The organism is Micromonospora fulviviridis (assembly GCF_014648395.1).
Taxonomy (GTDB): domain Bacteria; phylum Actinomycetota; class Actinomycetes; order Mycobacteriales; family Micromonosporaceae; genus Micromonospora; species Micromonospora fulviviridis.
In genome coordinates, this window is sequence record NZ_BMRA01000016.1 from 55,617 (window position 1) to 71,943 (window position 16,327).

A 16,327-nucleotide genomic window follows, 5' to 3' on the forward strand; every position below is an offset into this window, starting at 1 on the left:
GAGGAATCCCCATGTCCCGAACCCTGCACCTCAACGCGTTCCTGATGGGCGTCGGCCACCACGAGGCGGCCTGGCGGCACCCGCGTACCGACCCGCGCCGGGTCGCCGACGTGAAGCACTTCCAGGAGCTGGCCCGGATCGCCGAGCGGGGCACCCTCGACTCGGTGTTCCTCGCCGACGGGCTCGCGGTCGGCCCGGCCGTCCGGCACAACATCCAGGCCGTCTTCGAGCCGCTCACCCTGCTCGCCGCGCTGGCCACGGCCACCGAGCACATCGGCCTGATCGCGACCGCCTCCACCACCTACAACGAGCCGTTCAACCTGGCCCGCAAGTTCGCCTCGCTGGACCACCTCAGCGGCGGCCGGGCCGGCTGGAACATCGTCACCTCCGCGCAGGCCCGCGAGGCCCGCAACTTCAACCTCGACGACCACCCGGAGCACGCCGAGCGGTACCGGCGGGCCGCCGAGTTCGTCGACGTGGCGATCAAGCTCTGGGACAGCTGGGAGGACGAGGCGCTGGTCCTCGACACCGCGGCCGGCGTCTTCGCCGACACCGACCGGGTGCACGAGATCGACCACCGCGGCGAGCGGTTCCGGGTGCACGGGCCGCTGAACACCCCCCGCCCGCCGCAGGGCCGGCCGCTGCTCGTGCAGGCCGGCTCCTCCGCCGACGGCATCGCGTTCGCCGCCCGCTACGCCGAGGCCGTCTTCACGGCCCAGCAGACCCTCGCCGACGGCCAGGCGTTCTACGCCGAACTCCGGCGCGCGACCGCCGCCGCGGGCCGGGACCCCGACGGGGTCAAGGTGCTGCCCGGCATCGCGCCGGTGATCGGGGGTACGGAGTCCGAGGCCCGTGCCCTCGCCGATGAACTGGAGGCGCTGATCGTGCCCGAGCACGCCCTCGCGCAGCTCTCCGGCATGACCGGTCTCGATCTCGCCGGCCTGCCGCTGGACGGGCCGCTGCCCGACCTGCCCGATGTCAGCGCGGTGCAGTCCCACCAGAGCCGCTACCAGCTCGTCGTCGACCTGGCCCGCCGGGAGAAGCTCACCATCCGGCAGCTCATCGGCCGACTCGGCGGCGGTCGCGGGCACCGCGTCGTCGCCGGCACCCCGGAGCAGATCGCCGACCAGATCGAGCTCTGGTTCACCCAGGGCGCCGCCGACGGCTTCAACGTCATGCCACCCCTGCTGCCCCACGGACTGGAGGCCTTCGTGGATCACGTCGTACCGCTGCTGCGCCGGCGCGGCCTGTTCCGGCACGAGTACACCGGCCGCACCCTGCGCGAGCACTACGGGCTGCCCCGCCCGGCGAGCACCTACGCCGGCCGAGAGCTGGTGACGGCATGACCACCGTGGACCGGCCCGGAGCCGGCACCCTGGAGCTGCGACCGGTCGACGCCGACACGTTCCGCGGTCTGCTGCGCCGGCAGGCGTCCACGGTCACCGTGGTCACCACGCCCGGCCTGCACGGCGGCCGGCACCTGCCGTCGCTGCCCCCGGCCGGCTTCACCGCCACCTCGTTCACGTCGGTCTCGCTGGACCCGCCGCTGGTCTCCTTCTGCCTGGGCCGCGAGTCGTCGAGCTGGCCGACCGTGGAACGGGCCGAGCACGTGGCCGTGCACCTGCTCGCCTCCGGGCAGCAGGAGATCGCGAAGATCTTCGCCACCAGCGGGATCGACCGGTTCGCCGCCCATCCGGGCTGGGAGGCCGGGCCGTTCGGGGTGCCGCTGATCGGCGACGCCCTGGCCGTGCTGCTCTGCCGGGTGGTCCGCCGGATCGAGGCCGGCGACCACACCCTCGTGCTCGCCGAACCCCTGGCGCTCGGCGCGGGCGAGGACGGTGACCCGCTGGTGCACCACCGCGGCGGCTACACCACCACGCTCGGCGCGTGGCCGGAGACCTGGTGAGCGCACCCGCCACCGAGCTGCTGGCGCTCGACCGGGCCGCCCAGGACCTGCTGTTCCGGGCGGCCCGGACGGCCAACGCGTTCACCGACGAACCGGTCGACGAGGAGCAGGTCAGGGCCATCCACGACCTGGTCCGGAACGGCCCGACCGCGATGAACGCCCAGCCGCTGCGGGTGCTGCTGCTGCGCTCGGCGCCGGCCCGGGCCCGGCTGCTGCCGTACCTCAGCTCCGGCAACCGGGACAAGACCGCGGGGGCCCCGCTGACCGCGGTGCTCGCCGCAGACGTGGACTGGCACGACCGGCTGCCCGAGCTGTTCCCGCACCGGCCCGGCGCCCGGGACTGGTTCACCGGCGACCCGGCCGGCCGGGAGGCCCAGGCCCGGTTCAACGCGGCGCTCCAGATCGGCTACCTGCTGATCGGGGTACGCGCCGCCGGGCTGGCCGCCGGCCCGATGGCCGGGTTCGACGCGGCCGGGGTGGAGCGGGAGTTCTTCCCGGACGGCCGGCACCGGGTGCTGCTGCTCATGAACATCGGCCGGCCGGCGCCCGACGCCTGGCGGGAGCGGCTGCCCCGGCTCGACTACGCCGAGGTGGTGCGCACCCTCTGAGACGTCAGCGGGGCTCCCAGGCGTCGGGGCGGGCGATCAGCTTGCGGACGTGGCCGGGGAGCTTCCCGCTGGCCATCTCGGCCAGGCTCACCTCGTCGACCACCTGCCGGACGGCGGCGCGGACGGCCACCCACAGCCGGGGCAGGTTCTCCGCCGCGCCCTCGTACTGCGTCTCCTCGGGGCGCAGCCCCCGTACCCCGGCGAGGGGGCCGTCGACGGCCCGCAGGATCTGCCCGATGGTGATGTCGCGCGGTGGCCGGGCCAGGGTGTAGCCGCCCTCGGCGCCGCGCTGGGCCCGGACGATCCCGGCCCGGCGCAGGTCGGCCAGGACCGCCTCGAGGAACTTGCGGGGCATGTCCTGCTCCGCCGCGATGGCCTGGGTGGACAGCAGGGTGGGGTACGCGGTGGCCAGGCTCAGTGCGGCCCGGACCGCGTAGTCGCCGCGCGCGGAGATCTGCACCCTGCCATCATGCCCGGCCGGCGGGGGCGGGGGAGTCGGCGGGCGGGCGAGGGCGCACCATGCGGACGGGCAGCGGCTGCTCCCGGGCGGCCCGGAAGGCCCCAGGGCTCACCCCGACCTCGCGGGTGAAGAAGCGACCGAAGTTGGTCGGCTCGGGAAAGCCGAGCCGCCGGCCGATCCGGGCGATCGGCTCGTCGGTGGCGGCAAGCAGCCGGCTGGCCTGCAACGCCACCCGCTCGTCGATCACCTGCTTGGCGCTGCGGCCGGTCACCGCCAGGCAGGCCCGGGTCAAAGTACGCACCGAGCAGCCGAGCTGGGCCGCGTAGTCCTCCACCCGGCGGGTGTGCCGGTAGCCGCGCTCCACCTCCCGGCACAGCCGCCGGAAGGTCTCCGCCTCGGCCCGGGGCGTGGCCCGCTCGTCGGCCCCGGGCAGCAGGCTCAGCCGCAGCAGCAGCACGGCGAGCTGGTGGCGCAGCAGCGCCGCCGCGGCCGGAATCCCCGCGTGCCGGTCGGCGTCCACGGCCAGCTGCGTCACCTCGCTGATCACCGCGTCCTCGTCCTCCCCGGCGAGCTGCCGGTACGCCGGCACCGCGTCCGGGTCGACGTCGAGGCCGCGCAGGGTCTCCGGACGCCAGCGCACCACCGTCGCGTCGAGCTGCGGACCGAGGCAGCGCAGCACCTGACCGGGCCGGGCCCGCAGCAGCGTGCCCGGGCGGCAGGGCAGCGCCCGGAAGTCCAGCTCGGCGCTGCCGTGACCATGGGTGACCAGGATCAGCAGGTCGGCGTCGAGCAGGACCGGCCGGGACCAGCCGGATACGGGCGCGAGGTCGCCGAGCGCACCGGTGACGATCTCGTCGGCGTCGACGCGAGGGTCGGCCAGGTCGGTGCGGGTGGCCGGGGAGGGCTGACCGGTAGTGACCATCGTCCCGACGGTAACCGCCCGGCGCGCACGTTGCATCTCGACGGTTTCGGCCGGTCTTGTCGGCACTGGCCAGGGACGGTTAGGTTACCGATCGGTAGCGCCCGGATCGGCCGACCGACCCGCGGCCCCGCACACCGGCGATGGGATGGGCATGACGGATCTGTTCTCGGTCGAAGGCAAGACGGTCCTGGTCACCGGCGGCTCACGGGGGATCGGCCTGATGATCGCCCGAGGCTTCGTGCAGGCTGGTGCCAAGGTCATCATCTCGTCGCGCAAGGCCGACGTCTGCGAGGCCGTGGCCAAGGAACTTTCCGCCGAGGGGCACTGCGAGGCCATCCCCGCCGACCTGGGCCACGACGAGGGCGCGCTCGGGCTCGCGCAGGCCGTGCGGGAGCGCACCGACCGGCTCGACGTGCTGGTCAACAACGCCGGCGCCACCTGGGGCGCGCCGCTTGAGTCATACCCGGAGACCGCGTTCGACAAGCTCTGGGCGGTCAACGTCAAGGCCGTCTTCCGGCTCACCACCGCGCTGCTGCCCGCGCTGCGCGCGGCGGCGACCCCCGACGACCCGGCCCGCGTGATCAACATCGGCTCGATCGACGGCATCCGGGTCCCGTGGATGGAGGTGTACGCCTACTCCGCGACCAAGGCGGCCGTGCACATGCTCACCCGCAGCCTCGCCCACCAGCTCGCCGGCGAGCAGATCACGGTCAACGCGATCGCGCCCGGGCCGTTCGAGAGCAAGATGATGGCCTTCGCGCTGGACGACCCGGCCTCCCGGGCGGCCATCGAGCAGCAGGTGCCGCTGGGCCGGATCGGCCGCCCCGAGGACATGGCGGGCACGGCGATCTACCTGTCGTCGCGGGCCGGCGCGTACCTGACCGGGGCGGTCATCCCGGTCGACGGCGGGATCACCACGCACGGCTGAGCCGTACTCCGGAACTGACGGCCCGGGGCCGCGCGGACTCGGCAGATCCGCGCGGCCCCGGTGTGCCGTGTCAGCGGCCGGCGAGCAGCCGGTTCACCGCCGTGTCGACGTCCAGGTGCTCGGCCTCGCGGCCGCGTGGGACGACGACGTAGGTCCGGCGCAGGAAGCGCACGAGCACGCTGCGCGGGACCTCGAAGAGGGCGTTGCCGTCCGGGGACGACAGCGCGAGCGCGACGAAGTCGCCGCGCGGGGTGGCCCACGGCCAGACCCGGACGTCGCCGATGCCGGCCGGCTCGTCGAGACCGGTGACCAGCAGTTCGCGAGCGAACGACCAGCTCACCGCCTCGCCGCCGGCGGATTCGGCGTGGAACAGGACATGGACCGCATACGGGTCAGCAGGGTCGTAACGCAGACTGGCACGCACCGGCAAGGCGGTGGCGTCAGGCGCGACGAGCCTTAGCGACGTCTCGACCTCTACGGTCGTCGGTCGGATGACACTCATGGACGTTCTCCCCCCGGCACCGCTGCGGAACGCGCGTGTCCCGCTTTTCCCATACTCAGGTGCTGCTCCTGGCTACGCTCCGCCATACGCTGACTTCACCCAGTGGTGGGAAGGGGGTCGGAAAGCCTTCGAGAACATGAAAATTCTTGTAGGATTTCCGCTTCCGCCCGATCCGTCATCCCGCCCGGCAACGGGTGGTTCAGTCGTCGACTTACTCCGGTAACGTCCAGTCCTCAGCGAGGGTGACGGTCCCGGGCGACACTGGGGGTGGAAATGGTCACGAGGGGTTCCTCGGTGGCAGCGAGGACCACGGCCGGCCCGCCGAAAGGTGCGGCCCGAGCAGCCGAAAGTCGGGGGTACGAGGTGCCTGACGAAGGGGGCCCGCGGACCGCTCTCGTGGAGCGGCCCCAGGCGGGATGGCGCGCGCGCCTGCACACCACCCTCGAACTGATCCGGGCCAATCCGACCGGCCGGGTCGCCCTCAAGATCTTCATCGGCGTGCTCGGCGCCATCGTCGTCACCGTCGGGGTCGCGCTGATCCCGCTGCCCGGGCCCGGCTGGCTGCTGGTGATCGCCGGCCTCGGCGTCTGGGCCGTCGAGTTCCACTGGGCGCGGCGGCTGCTCGCCTTCACCCGCCGGCACGTCAACGCCTGGACGCGCTGGGTCACCAGTCGGTCGCTGCCGGTGCGCTGCGCCCTGGGCGCCGTCGGGCTGGTGTTCGTGTCGGTCGTGGTGTGGCTGTCGCTCAAGTACAGCCTCGGGATCGACCTCGTGGCGCGGACGCTGCACTACCTCGCGACGCACTGAGACCCGGTTTTTGGTCCGGGCTCTCGATCAGGTAGAGTCATCGGCGCTGAGGGCGATTAGCTCAGCGGGAGAGCGCTTCGTTCACACCGAAGAGGTCACTGGTTCGATCCCAGTATCGCCCACGCAGGTCAAAGGCCACTTCCCGGCTTCGGGAGGTGGCCTTTCTGCGTGTGTACAGCAGCTAAGTACAGCAGTTCTGTCAGCGGCCGAGTGAGTCACCGAGGCGTTTGAGTGCGTCTCTGGTCGCCTTCGTCGATACCTGTGTGTAGATCTCCATCGTCACGGAGAAGCGGGCGTGCCTCAGCACCTGCATGGCGACTCTGGGGTGGACGTCGAGGTCGGCGAGCAGCGTGGCGCAGGTGCGCCTGGCGTCGTGGACGGTGATCGGCTTGACGTTGGCCCTCTCGCATCTCGTCTGCCACGACCGTTGGAAGTTGCGCGGCTCGATGGGTGTGCCATACCGGGTGGTGAATACGAGGCTGGTTTCCTGCCAGGCGTTGCCGGCGGCTGCTCGTGCCTCGTCACGTTGTTCTTGTCTGAGCTTGATGGCGGTCAGGCAGATGTCGGGCAGGGGGAGGGTGGCGTCGGATGCCTGGGTCTTGGTGTCGCGGTGCAGGAGATGGCCGCGGACTCGTTGGAGTTGGCGGCCGATGGTCAGCTCTCCCGCGTCGAGGTCGACGTCCTCCCATGTCAGGCCGAGGGCTTCGCCCTTGCGTAGTCCGGTGACGAGGACCAGGGCGTAGGCGGCGTAGAGCGGGTCCTCGTCGGCGCGGGCCGATTCGAGGAACTTTCGGGCCTCGTCGCTTGACCAGGACTTGCCCCGGCGGCGGCGGACGGTGGCGAGGGTGACCGCGACGGCCGGGTTCTTGGTGATGAGGTCTTCGGCCTGGGCGTGGGTGAGGGCGGCTCGCAGCGCGGCCCGGATGTCGCTGACCGTGCGCGTCGACGGGACGGCCTGGCAGCAGCGGCCGACCGCACAGCAGCGCCGTTTGTGCTTCGGGCGGGCGGCGTCCTTGCCCTGGGCGCAGCACTGGCAGGTGCGGGCGACTTGGTTGATCCAGGTCTGCACGTCCCGCGACTGGAGCCGATCGAGCCGCTTCCCTCCGAGACTCGGTGCAATGTAGCGGCGGACGAACGTCTCGTAGGTGGCGTAGGTCAGCGGTGCCCGGTTCGGTTGGATGATCTCGGTGAGCCAGTAGGTGAGGAACCTGCCGACCGTGGGGACGCTGGTCGCCACCGGCCCCTGCTTCGCCTGCTGGTGCAGCTTGATCCACTTGTCGTGCACCGCTTCGCGGGTCTTGCCGTAGACGTACTTCCGGGTGCGCCGGCCGTCGGGCTTGGTGACCCAGACGTAGGCGGCGAAGCCGTTGCGGTAGGGGAAGATCGAGCCTTCACCGTTGGCTCGGGCGCGTCCGGGCATCAGGCGGCCTCCTGGCGTTCGACCTGTTCGCGGATGTAGTCGTCGACCCATTCGGGGAGGATGCGGCGGTACTTGCCGTCCTTGATGGAGCGCAGCTCGCCGGTGGCGATCTTCATCTTGACCTTGGAGATGCCGAAGCCGAGCAGGACGGCGACTTCTGCCGGTGAGTACCAGCGGGGGCGGAGGTCGTGGGTCATGCGGCCACCCCCAGCCACGCCTCGTGGGCGAGTTCTTCCCGGCCGATGCGTCTGCTCTCGCGCCGCTGGCGGGCGGCGGTGTTGGCGAGCAGGGCGTCGCCGTCGGTGAGCCAGCCGGAGCCGATGTAGGTGAGGGTGCCGACGGTGATGGTGTCGGCGGGTTCGTCGTCTTCGCTGCGGCGGTAGGTGGCGCGGGTGTCGCGGAGCAGGTGGAAGGTGACGGAGTAGCGGCGGGCTTTGGTGAGGAAGTGGCCGCCGAAGCCGAGCATGTGCGCCCAGCGGCGCAGCCCGGCGAAGGGGCGAGGTTTGTTGTCAAGGCTGTCTTGACGGTGGCTGGCGGTTGCGGCGCCGCTGCTGGTGTCGCTCGGGGTGGGGCGGCCGAGGTGCCAGCAGGCGTCGATGAGGCGGGCGGTGTGGTCGCCTTCGGGGTCGGCGTAGTCGTCGATGGTGGCGGGGGTGAGGCGGTTGGAGGAGTGGCCGGTGGCTTCGGTGGCTTTGGTGGCGTACTTGGCGAGGTAGGCGGCGACCTTGCTGTCGGTCAGCTCGCCGTCGGTGCTGTTGATGCGTTGGACGTCGATCTGCGCGCCCCAGGCGATCAGCCAGCCTTCGGGCTGGTCGGGGTGCGGGGGTGTGGTGACGGTGATCTGCTGGGCGGCGGCGTGGATCGCCTCTTCCAGGTCGTCGATGGTGATGGCGGCCGGTGGCGGCACAAGAGCGTCCGGGTCGTCGGGGTCGACGCCGTCGAGGCGTAGCAGGACGTGGAAGTGCACGGCGGCGCGGCGTTGCATCTCGGCGACCTTTCCGTGCGACACGCGCACGGGTGGCACCCAGCGGACCTTGCCGGAGGCGGTGACGGTGCCGACCTTGGGGATGCCGCGTCGGCGGCAGCGCGCGGCCAAGTGGCGGTCGGCAGCCTGCTTGGTGCGCCGCCAGAGCTCGCCGGAGAAGTAGTTCCAGACGACCTGGTGGTCGTGGTCGTAGCAGTCGAGGCACAGCGGCTGGCCGAGCCGCGGATCGTCGGCGTCGTGGCGGGCGAAGCACGCTGCGGGCTGCCCGTGCGGGCAGGTGTCGGCGTTGCTGCGGGCGCGGCAGGGGGCGGGGCGGCAGTCGCAGCGCTGCCGGTTGCGGCAGGTGTGGCGGGGGATATGCCGGTGGTGGACCGGGCCGAAGGAGGGGGCGGTGAAGGTGGCGAAGACGACGGGGTGCCGGCCGACCGAGTCGGGGACGCCCTTGCCGCCGGTCAGGCCGCGACAGACGACTTGGTAGGCGTCGCCCCGGTAGACCCAGGCACAGTCCGGGCACACCGATTCGCGGCGGTTGCCGCACGCCTTGTAGAGCGTCCCGTCGGGCAGCTCGTCGGTGTGCAGCCGGCCGGTGATGCGGCCGGTGTTCCGGTCGACGGCGGCGATGGTGCCGGTGAGGCGGATCGGGCGAACACAGCCGCCAGCGGGGCGGGTGTGCTCCAGCCAGCCGAAGAACTCCGGCGAGGCGGCGCGGTGCAGGACCTGGGCGTCACGGCCGACGGCGAGACCGGGCCGGTAGATGGTGAGCGGGGTGGACACGACTGTCTCCTCATCAGGGGGTGGCAGGGACGGGAGACGAAGCACCACCAGCCGTGGACGCTTGTCCGCTGATGGTGTTCGTCGTGTCTCCTGGCACCGCCGAGAGGGCGGCCGACGCCGGAGGGCGGAATCGTGGTCGCGCCACTTCCCGCCGATGGGTCATGTCCTTTCACGCTCGTGAACCTGTGAATATGGGCCGGCACGGGTGGGGAGCCTGGAATATCGGCATCCGGCGGGCTGCCGCAGGCTGCACCCACCCGTGGAGCAGTGCGAATCCGGGCCATCGTGGACGGCAGGCAAAGGCCGTGCTGGGCCGCTCAGCGGATTCGGGGAACCGGCACGGCGGCCGGTGCGATCGAGAGCCGGCGGGACGTGGCCCGCATCAGCGGCAAAAAGGCCGCTCGACATCTCCGACGTCGAGACCAGCGATCCGACAGGAAGGCCGCGCTGGCGTGCTCGACGAGCGCCAGAGTAGCACCGGGTACCGACACGTCAACCCGCTGTGAAGCGCATGTCTAAGCCGGAAACCCAATCCCGGGAAGCATTCCATGCACCGCCTCATTGCCTGCTCCTAGGGGCGTTGCGCCTAGAACTTGTGCCAGACTTCTGCCCATGCCGCACGCCCGGTTTTTCTTCGACGCGGGGTCTGGGGGTGTCCTTTGGCCAACCGCGCCCGAGAACTGGGATGCCTGGGGGAATCCGGTGCGCCTGGAGGCGCTGCCGATCAGCGCGGCTCTTCGGGATGAGCTGACCCAGTTGATCGAGTGGTACGACACATCACTGAACTGGGACTATCCACCCGACCCTGGGCCTTGGCGCGAGCCGGAGTGCCGAGCCTTCAACGCGGCCGTTCGGCGGGCGCTCGACCAGCTGCGGACCGAACTCGGTGACCGGTGGGTGATCGCGGACGAATTCGAAGACGAGCACGAGGATCCGGACCTCGATCGGTACCTCGTCGACCCGGTCAGCTTTCGGAGATGATCTGCCGCAGCAGCAGGCCAACTTTGGCGTGAAGCATCTCCTGTGACGGGACAGCTGTCTTGCCGGCCGTCTTCCGGCCGTGTCGGGCTCCACTTGATGCGTGACACATCGGTTCCACTTGACGCGTGACGGGTTCCCGCATGACGGGCTGCCGCCGTTACACCGCGTTACTACCCAGCCGGACGCCGGGCGGACTCGACAGTCCGTCAGAGACGCGAGGTCAGCGGCAGATCAGCGCGCCAGGTTTTCACTAGTAGTGCGCGAGGATCTGCGCGACCGGATGACCCAGAAGGTCGGCCACGCGAGCCAGTTCGTTGGTGTCAAGTTCGTATCTCGCCCTAGTCGCGTTCAAGGCGCTTACCTCGAAGCGTGCAAAGCCAATCGGGTCCTCGTAATGCAAGGTGTTCAGCTCCACGACGGCACCGCAGCAGGGCACCGCCACGTCCAGGTGGTCGAAGCTCGTGCCGTTCTCGCGGACCAGGTCGCCGAGCCAATCCATGCTGATGTCTCCAGCGCAGCATGGGCATGTGATCCGCTCCGTGTACATGCCTGCGTCTATCAAGGTCACCCGGTCGTAGAAGGTCTGTTTCACCTCGTCGACAGCATCACCGGGCCCGGAGAACAGGCTCGCCACATAGGCAACGACGGCGGCAGCAGCTTCGGGCTCAGGCTGCCAGCTCGGATCCGTGGGAACCAGACGGATGTAATCATCGCTCACCAGGCTCAGTCTGCCCGGCCGTTCTACGCGTGTCCGATCGACCGTCCTACTTCACACGCTCATTGGCTAGAAGCGGATAGGCCAGCCCTCTCCCGCCGTCCCGCGTTCACACCGGGTAGCCAACGAGCCAGGGCGTCGTGTCACGCGTCAAGTGAGGCCACGACGTAACGCATCAAGCGGAGTACGACAGCCGTCTTCCGGCCGGTGTGGGAGAACTTTCTGTACATCTATCAAGGCGGCCCGCAACGGGCCGCACGCGCCGCCGCCTGGGCGCGCGCCGGCCGCTGCCGCTGTCGCTCTGCGGCCGTCACGCCGGACGCCCGGCGGCTGGCGCGGAGGGCGGGAAGCCCGGAGGGCCGCCGCAGAGCGACAGGGGTGTTGACCGGTGGCGTGGGGGGCCGGCACCCGGCCGCGCCGCGCGGCCACGAGCCCGCGCGGCGTAGGGGAGCGCACGCCGGCCGCGTCGGCGAGCTGGCGGCGGTGGCGGACTTGCGGTCACTGCGCCTCCGGCGGGGGCGCTCCGGCTCCAGGATGGCCGGGGCTCCGCCGGCGGGTCACGGTCCGTGGGTGGTTGCGGAAGGAGCCATCCCGCCTGCCATCGACCCGGGCGAGCCGAGCAGACCTCCACCCGGCCCGCCAGCGTCCGTACGGGCGTCAAGGTCCGCTTGACGTGGCGGGCCGGGCGGCGGCCCGCTCCCCGGAGGGCGGGTCGACGGCAGACGGGATGGCATTACGGCGTCACGCTGGCGCTGCTGCGCTAACGCCTCGGCCGCTTGGTGGCCTCCCTGCGCTGGGACTGAAGCAAGCCGGCGGTGGCGACCACGATGGCCGCAACCTCAGCTCCGGTGAGCTTCATGAAGGTGGTGGCCATCCAAGCGAGGACCACCACAACGACGAGGACCGCGATGGGGACCATGACTTCGCTCTGCGGGATGACGATGCACCCGCTGATGGGCTTCCTTTTCACCGAGGTTGAACCTCTTTCTCGAACGCGTGGACTGGGTAAGTGCCCCGGCCTGATTCGCAGTCGGGCCGGAACGAGCCTCAGTATGCGACAGCCATCACCCGGTTCGGAGAAGTCGAGGACTGTCGAGACGTCCGTCCATAGCACATGGCTCCGACAGCACCGTGTCGCCGCGCACCCGCGTCTGAGCTGCGAAAACAGCCTATATAAGTGTCCGTCGATGTGTGACCAAGCTCACACTGCGATGCCCCCGGTGTGTCTTACTTTTTCGTCGTGTATCGGGTCGTCGGCGCTTCCAAAGGGCACTTGCTGCGTTGACTCATTACAACCCCGGAACCCATACTCGGGTTCGACGGACCGCTTGCTTGGCTCAACGCGTGGACTGGGTAAGGGTCGCATGTGGGGGCTCTGGGTCGCAGCTCGGAGCCCCCAAAAGCCATTTTCTAGGCTCACCCAAAGCTTCCGTGCCCGATGCGTGCCCGATGCAGGGGTCAATACCGGCGTCCAGTGGCACCCCCGGCAGTCGCAGGCGGAACGCTCCGTGCTCACTTGCCAGGCAAGCCAGCTACTCATGGTGTGCACTAACCCGATTCCCAAGCTGACAGTCGACACCTTCCAAACTGACCGTGCGAGGATGAGCGACCATGGACCCCGAGGCTTGGAGATTGCTCGACGGCAGAGCTGAGCGAGCAAGGCGCTCGTGGCCAGAGACCAAGTCGGCACTGCCTGTCGGTGAACGAGTCCGCGTCCGGGTGCTCGCCGTGATGCGGTTCGGCGTCTTCGTTGAGATCGACGGCCAGCCGGATGCGCTTGGCCTGATGGAGATAACCCCGCTCCCGCGCGGCAGCGAGCTTCCAGCTATTGGCGTCTACCTCGATGGCGTCGTCGTCGGCCATGCCGCTCACAACTGGCAGGTGCGACTACGGCCAGCCGAAGTCGAAGCGGCGGCTGAGTGACTAGCTGGGTGACGATCGGGGTGTACGGGGCCAGACGTCTGTGGACGACACGGACGCGAGAGCGGGCGTATGACCAAGGTTGGCTCAGATAGAGACGCCCTGATCGTTGCCTGGGGGTCAAGGAGTCTTCCGGGGCACACATGGGGCACAAGACACTGTGAAACGTCGGCAACCAGCCATCAACGACGCGAGCCCAGGAGCAAGCGTGACCAGCGCGTCGACCAGGCCGCCGCAGGTCAGGGAAGAGGCGGTCTATGTTCCGCTTCAACTGCACGCCGACGTCGTAACCCGCAAGGCGGCCTCGTTTCGCACGGCAGCCAGTTCACGGTCGGTAGGAGGCCATTCGGCCGGGTGTGGCTGGTTTAGGGGCCCGGGGGAACAGTCGCCACGAGATGGCGTTGGAGATGGCGACTCCGGTGAGTACGGCGGTGGCCGCGACGGCGACCAGGACCGGGGGGAGTGCGAGCGTCGCCGGTGCCAGTATGGCGAGCGTTAGTAGTCCGATCGGTCGGGACCAGGAGATGTGGCTGAAGGTCACGTAGTCGAGCAGGGCTCGCCCGAGCAGGAACACAGCAGGCCCGCCGAGGATGACCAGGACCCAGGATCGTTCGGTGTGACCGAGCGGGTGTGAGATGGTCAGTTCGTCGCCGACGGCGCTGAGGCCGACGCCGGTGATCATGATGAGGTGTGCGTATGACGCGAGTCTGCCGATGTATGCCGGGGACTGTGCCGATGCGATGGCGATGGCCAGTAGTTCGCCTGCCCGGTAGAAGTAGATCTGCCATAGCAGAACCGTGATGGCGAATGACACCAGCAGTGCCGCGGCTCGGTCCCGCTGGAGGCCGTACGGGCTGATCTGGATGCCGGAGATCAGGATCGTCTCGCCCAACGCGATGATGAGGAGCTGCCGGTAGCGCTCGGTGAGATGGTCTTCTTGGATCGGATGGGCCCGGAACCCGGCCCGGCCGAGTCGCGGCGTGGGGTAGTCGAGGACGCCCGCGACGTAGTCCAAAGCGACGGCCAGGCTCCACCAGGCCAGCCGCGCGCCGGTTTCTGCAAAGGCGCCGGCGATCCAGGGCACCGCCGAGATGAGGGCCCAGAAGAGGTTCCGAACAGAGACCAGCCGTATCTCACTGTTTGTGCCAATCACGATGATCCACAGCGGGCGGATTAGTTGGATCGCGACGTAGACCCCCGCGAAGAGCCAACCCCTGTCGTCGTATGCCTCCGGTATCGCGATGGCCATCAGCAGGCTGCCGAGTGTGGTGCCGATGACCAGCAGCTGGATCGCTGGCCGAGTCGAGTCGTACCTGTTGGTCGCCCATACCAGCCGGTACCACACCCACCACAGCGCCAACGTCAGCACGAACGTCGCGTAGCCCGTTCGCCAGCTGAGGTCCGAGACCATCGTGTCGGATAGCCGGGTGAACGCGAACACGAACACCACGTCGAACAGCAGCTCCACGAAGCCGGCCCGCTCGGACTGCTTATAGGTCCCCGGCTGTTCACCCGCCCCGCTCTCCATGGCCATGCGGTGACGCTACTTTGATCGCCTCAGGCGCACTGCTGAATGCGTGTCCGCTGCTGGTCGACAGCAACGATTAGCAGCCGATCTGGACGAGGACGGCTGTCGACGGAGGAGCACCTACGTTGGTCCGAGGTCGCGGACGGAGGCGAACATGCTCGGACAAGGCGCGCAGTTCTGTAATCGAGACGTCGGAGCCAGGCGGAGTCAGCATCGAGTCAGCAAACAGCCCGCTGCACGACGACAGTGGGCGGAACGAACGACGTAGCTGCCGTGCCTGAGCGGGCGGGATGACACCCGTCGGCACTGTCTGACAATCACGACCAGGCTCCCCCCGACGGGGGTCGTCCCTTTCCGGGGCGCTCCGACCCAGCCCACATCGCGCCTGTCCCGACGCCGTCCAGCCGAGCAGTTGCGGCACGCTCGGACCGATGGGCTACTGCTGCTGGAAGCGGCTCAGGAACTCGTCCACCAGGTGCGGTTTGGTGTAATCCATCCGGGTCCGAGTGCTCGAAGTGAGGCCGCCCGCCTGGCCACCACACGTGTGGATCAACGGCACTGGTGGCCGGTCCGGGTAGCGCAGCACGAACGAGTGCTCGTGGCTGTATCCGATCAAGGGGCAGGCCTCGCCCATCGGCTCTATCCGCCGTGGTCGTAGACCGCCTGAACCTCCGCCAGGTAGACCGCTTCGACCAGCTCATCCCGGTTCGATCAGTTATGGTCGAGTGTACGGGCCCCCGTCCGGCAGGTCACCTCCTCCAGGGTGGCCTCCGCGCCCAGTTCGCCGAAGACGTCGGTGGCCGCGCGCAGGATGGCGTCGAAGTTGCGGGCGGCGTCGGCGACCGGGCCGCCGGCGACCAGAATCGAGATGACCATGACGTCTGGCTCCCCGTCCACCCCGCCCACGATCATCATTGGCGGCGACCTTCCGGTCGGACGGGTCGGCTTCGGGGCGATGCAGCTCACCGGCGACCAGGTCTGGGGCCCGTACCCCGACCACGAGCGCGGGCTGGCGCTGCTGCGCGCGGTGGTGGCGGAGGGCGTCACCTTCATCGACACCGCCGATGTCTACGGGCCGCACACCAACGAGCTGCTGATCCGCGAGGCGCTGCACCCCTACCCGGCGGGGCTGGTGGTGGCGAGCAAGGGCGGCTTCGTCCGGGGCGGCCACGACTACTCGACCCTGGGCTGGGTGGGCAACCCGAAGTACCTGCGGCAGTCAGCCATGCTGAGCCTGCGCCGCCTCGGCGTGGATCGGTTCGACCTCTACTACCTGCACAGCGGGTACGCGACCGACGCCCCGTTCGAGGACCAGGTCGGCGAGCTGAGGAAGCTGCAGGACGAGGGCTGGATCCGGCACATCGGGCTGTCCAACGTCACCGTGGCGCAGTTCGAGCTCGCCCGGTCGATTGCGGCGATCGCCGCGGTGACCGCCCTGTACAACATCGGCAACCGCACCGGTGCGGACCTGCTTGCGGCGGCGGAGCGGGCCGGAGCGGTGTTCTCGCCCTGGCACCCGGTCAGCCTGCGCGACGGCGGGGACAACGCCGACCAGGTCGCCGCCGCCCTCGCGCCGATCGCCGCTCGGCACGCGGCCACGCCCCAGCAGATCGCGCTGGCCTGGCTGCTGCATCGCTCCCCGGCGATGCTGCCCATCCCCGGCACCACGAGCCTGGCCCACCTGCGGGAGAACCTCGCGGCGGCGCGGATCGTTGTGAGCGACGCCGAGGTCGCGGAGCTGACCGCCCTCGTTCCCGAGACCGCCGCCTAACCCGGGCACCGCCTCCCGCAGCTGGACCAGCTGGCTGCCGGGAAGCATGCTCCGGCCACTCTCGGAAGCAGCGAGGAGGCAGCGAACGTGTCACCTGCGG

At 69.9% G+C, this 16,327-nt stretch carries 17 protein-coding genes and 1 tRNA gene; 9 read left to right on the forward strand and 9 right to left on the reverse strand.

Annotated elements, in window-relative coordinates; translation table 11 throughout:
• The first annotated feature begins 11 nt into the window (after window positions 1-11).
• From IEY96_RS30005 to IEY96_RS30015, 3 genes are read left to right on the forward strand one after another with little or no spacing between them, the layout of a single operon-like run.
• The gene (locus IEY96_RS30005) at window positions 12-1,346 is read left to right on the forward strand and encodes an LLM class flavin-dependent oxidoreductase (RefSeq protein WP_189198165.1); all 1,335 of its coding nucleotides are present in this window, start codon (window positions 12-14) and stop codon (window positions 1,344-1,346) included.
• Window positions 1,343-1,906 (forward strand): flavin reductase family protein, encoded by a 564-nt coding sequence (locus IEY96_RS30010; protein WP_189198166.1) that lies wholly within the window; start codon window positions 1,343-1,345, stop codon window positions 1,904-1,906. The genes IEY96_RS30005 and IEY96_RS30010 overlap by 4 nt, the downstream gene beginning before the upstream one ends.
• Entirely contained in the window at window positions 1,903-2,514 is a 612-nt protein-coding gene (locus IEY96_RS30015) for a malonic semialdehyde reductase (protein WP_189198167.1), read from the forward strand. The genes IEY96_RS30010 and IEY96_RS30015 overlap by 4 nt, the downstream gene beginning before the upstream one ends.
• Window positions 2,515-2,518: 4 nt before the next feature.
• On the opposite strand, the gene IEY96_RS30020 is transcribed toward IEY96_RS30015, so the two are convergent.
• Window positions 2,519-2,974 (reverse strand): RrF2 family transcriptional regulator, encoded by a 456-nt coding sequence (locus IEY96_RS30020; protein WP_189198168.1) that lies wholly within the window; start codon window positions 2,972-2,974, stop codon window positions 2,519-2,521.
• 7 nt (window positions 2,975-2,981) lie between these two features.
• Window positions 2,982-3,896: a helix-turn-helix transcriptional regulator gene (locus IEY96_RS30025; protein WP_189198169.1), complete on the reverse strand. Its 915-nt coding sequence runs from the start codon at window positions 3,894-3,896 to the stop codon at window positions 2,982-2,984.
• Window positions 3,897-4,047: 151 nt separating this feature from the next.
• Here IEY96_RS30025 and IEY96_RS30030 point away from each other — a divergent pair, with 151 nt between their 5' ends.
• Complete coding sequence (locus IEY96_RS30030) at window positions 4,048-4,824, forward strand: SDR family oxidoreductase (protein ID WP_189198170.1); 777 nt, start codon at window positions 4,048-4,050, stop codon at window positions 4,822-4,824.
• A gap of 70 nt (window positions 4,825-4,894) precedes the next feature.
• Here the strand turns inward: IEY96_RS30030 and IEY96_RS30035 are convergent, their stop codons facing one another.
• On the reverse strand, window positions 4,895-5,326 hold the full coding sequence (locus IEY96_RS30035; RefSeq protein WP_007457244.1) for an SsgA family sporulation/cell division regulator: 432 nt from the start codon (window positions 5,324-5,326) through the stop codon (window positions 4,895-4,897).
• A 273-nt stretch (window positions 5,327-5,599) separates the two neighbouring features.
• On the opposite strand from IEY96_RS30035, the gene IEY96_RS30040 reads away from it, so the two are divergent.
• On the forward strand, window positions 5,600-6,133 hold the full coding sequence (locus IEY96_RS30040) for a TIGR02611 family protein (protein ID WP_189198171.1): 534 nt from the start codon (window positions 5,600-5,602) through the stop codon (window positions 6,131-6,133).
• 50 nt (window positions 6,134-6,183) lie between these two features.
• Window positions 6,184-6,255 (forward strand) — tRNA-Val (locus tag IEY96_RS30045).
• Between the two features lie 77 nt (window positions 6,256-6,332).
• Here IEY96_RS30045 and IEY96_RS30050 read toward each other — a convergent pair.
• From IEY96_RS30050 to IEY96_RS30060, 3 genes are read right to left on the reverse strand one after another with little or no spacing between them, the layout of a single operon-like run.
• Entirely contained in the window at window positions 6,333-7,553 is a 1,221-nt protein-coding gene (locus IEY96_RS30050) for a tyrosine-type recombinase/integrase (protein ID WP_189198172.1), read from the reverse strand.
• The gene (locus tag IEY96_RS30055) at window positions 7,553-7,750 is read right to left on the reverse strand and encodes an excisionase family DNA-binding protein (RefSeq protein ID WP_107075187.1); all 198 of its coding nucleotides are present in this window, start codon (window positions 7,748-7,750) and stop codon (window positions 7,553-7,555) included. The genes IEY96_RS30050 and IEY96_RS30055 overlap by 1 nt, the downstream gene beginning before the upstream one ends.
• The gene (locus IEY96_RS30060; RefSeq protein WP_189198173.1) at window positions 7,747-9,312 is read right to left on the reverse strand and encodes a replication initiator; all 1,566 of its coding nucleotides are present in this window, start codon (window positions 9,310-9,312) and stop codon (window positions 7,747-7,749) included. Before IEY96_RS30060 ends, IEY96_RS30055 begins: the two co-directional genes overlap by 4 nt.
• 612 nt (window positions 9,313-9,924) lie before the next feature.
• Between IEY96_RS30060 and IEY96_RS30065 the strand changes: the two genes are divergently transcribed.
• Window positions 9,925-10,293 carry an immunity protein CdiI family protein gene (locus IEY96_RS30065; protein WP_189198174.1) on the forward strand — a complete coding sequence of 123 codons (369 nt, stop codon included), beginning with the start codon at window positions 9,925-9,927 and terminating at the stop codon, window positions 10,291-10,293.
• A gap of 250 nt (window positions 10,294-10,543) precedes the next feature.
• On the opposite strand, the gene IEY96_RS30070 is transcribed toward IEY96_RS30065, so the two are convergent.
• On the reverse strand, window positions 10,544-11,011 hold the full coding sequence (locus tag IEY96_RS30070) for a hypothetical protein (protein ID WP_189198175.1): 468 nt from the start codon (window positions 11,009-11,011) through the stop codon (window positions 10,544-10,546).
• 1,716 nt (window positions 11,012-12,727) lie between these two features.
• Between IEY96_RS30070 and IEY96_RS30075 the strand changes: the two genes are divergently transcribed.
• Complete coding sequence (locus tag IEY96_RS30075; protein ID WP_229791976.1) at window positions 12,728-12,931, forward strand: hypothetical protein; 204 nt, start codon at window positions 12,728-12,730, stop codon at window positions 12,929-12,931.
• Window positions 12,932-13,253: 322 nt separating this feature from the next.
• Here IEY96_RS30075 and IEY96_RS30080 read toward each other — a convergent pair whose 3' ends face one another.
• Both IEY96_RS30080 and IEY96_RS30085 read right to left on the reverse strand, forming a co-directional pair.
• The gene (locus IEY96_RS30080; protein ID WP_189198176.1) at window positions 13,254-14,462 is read right to left on the reverse strand and encodes a low temperature requirement protein A; all 1,209 of its coding nucleotides are present in this window, start codon (window positions 14,460-14,462) and stop codon (window positions 13,254-13,256) included.
• 705 nt (window positions 14,463-15,167) lie between these two features.
• Window positions 15,168-15,332, reverse strand: coding sequence for a hypothetical protein (locus tag IEY96_RS30085; RefSeq protein ID WP_189198177.1), 165 nt, complete (start codon window positions 15,330-15,332; stop codon window positions 15,168-15,170).
• Between IEY96_RS30085 and IEY96_RS30090 the strand changes: the two genes are divergently transcribed.
• Window positions 15,331-16,227 carry an aldo/keto reductase gene (locus IEY96_RS30090; protein ID WP_189198178.1) on the forward strand — a complete coding sequence of 299 codons (897 nt, stop codon included), beginning with the start codon at window positions 15,331-15,333 and terminating at the stop codon, window positions 16,225-16,227. The two genes, IEY96_RS30085 and IEY96_RS30090, sit on opposite strands and share 2 nt — an antisense overlap.
• Window positions 16,228-16,327: the final 100 nt, after the last annotated feature.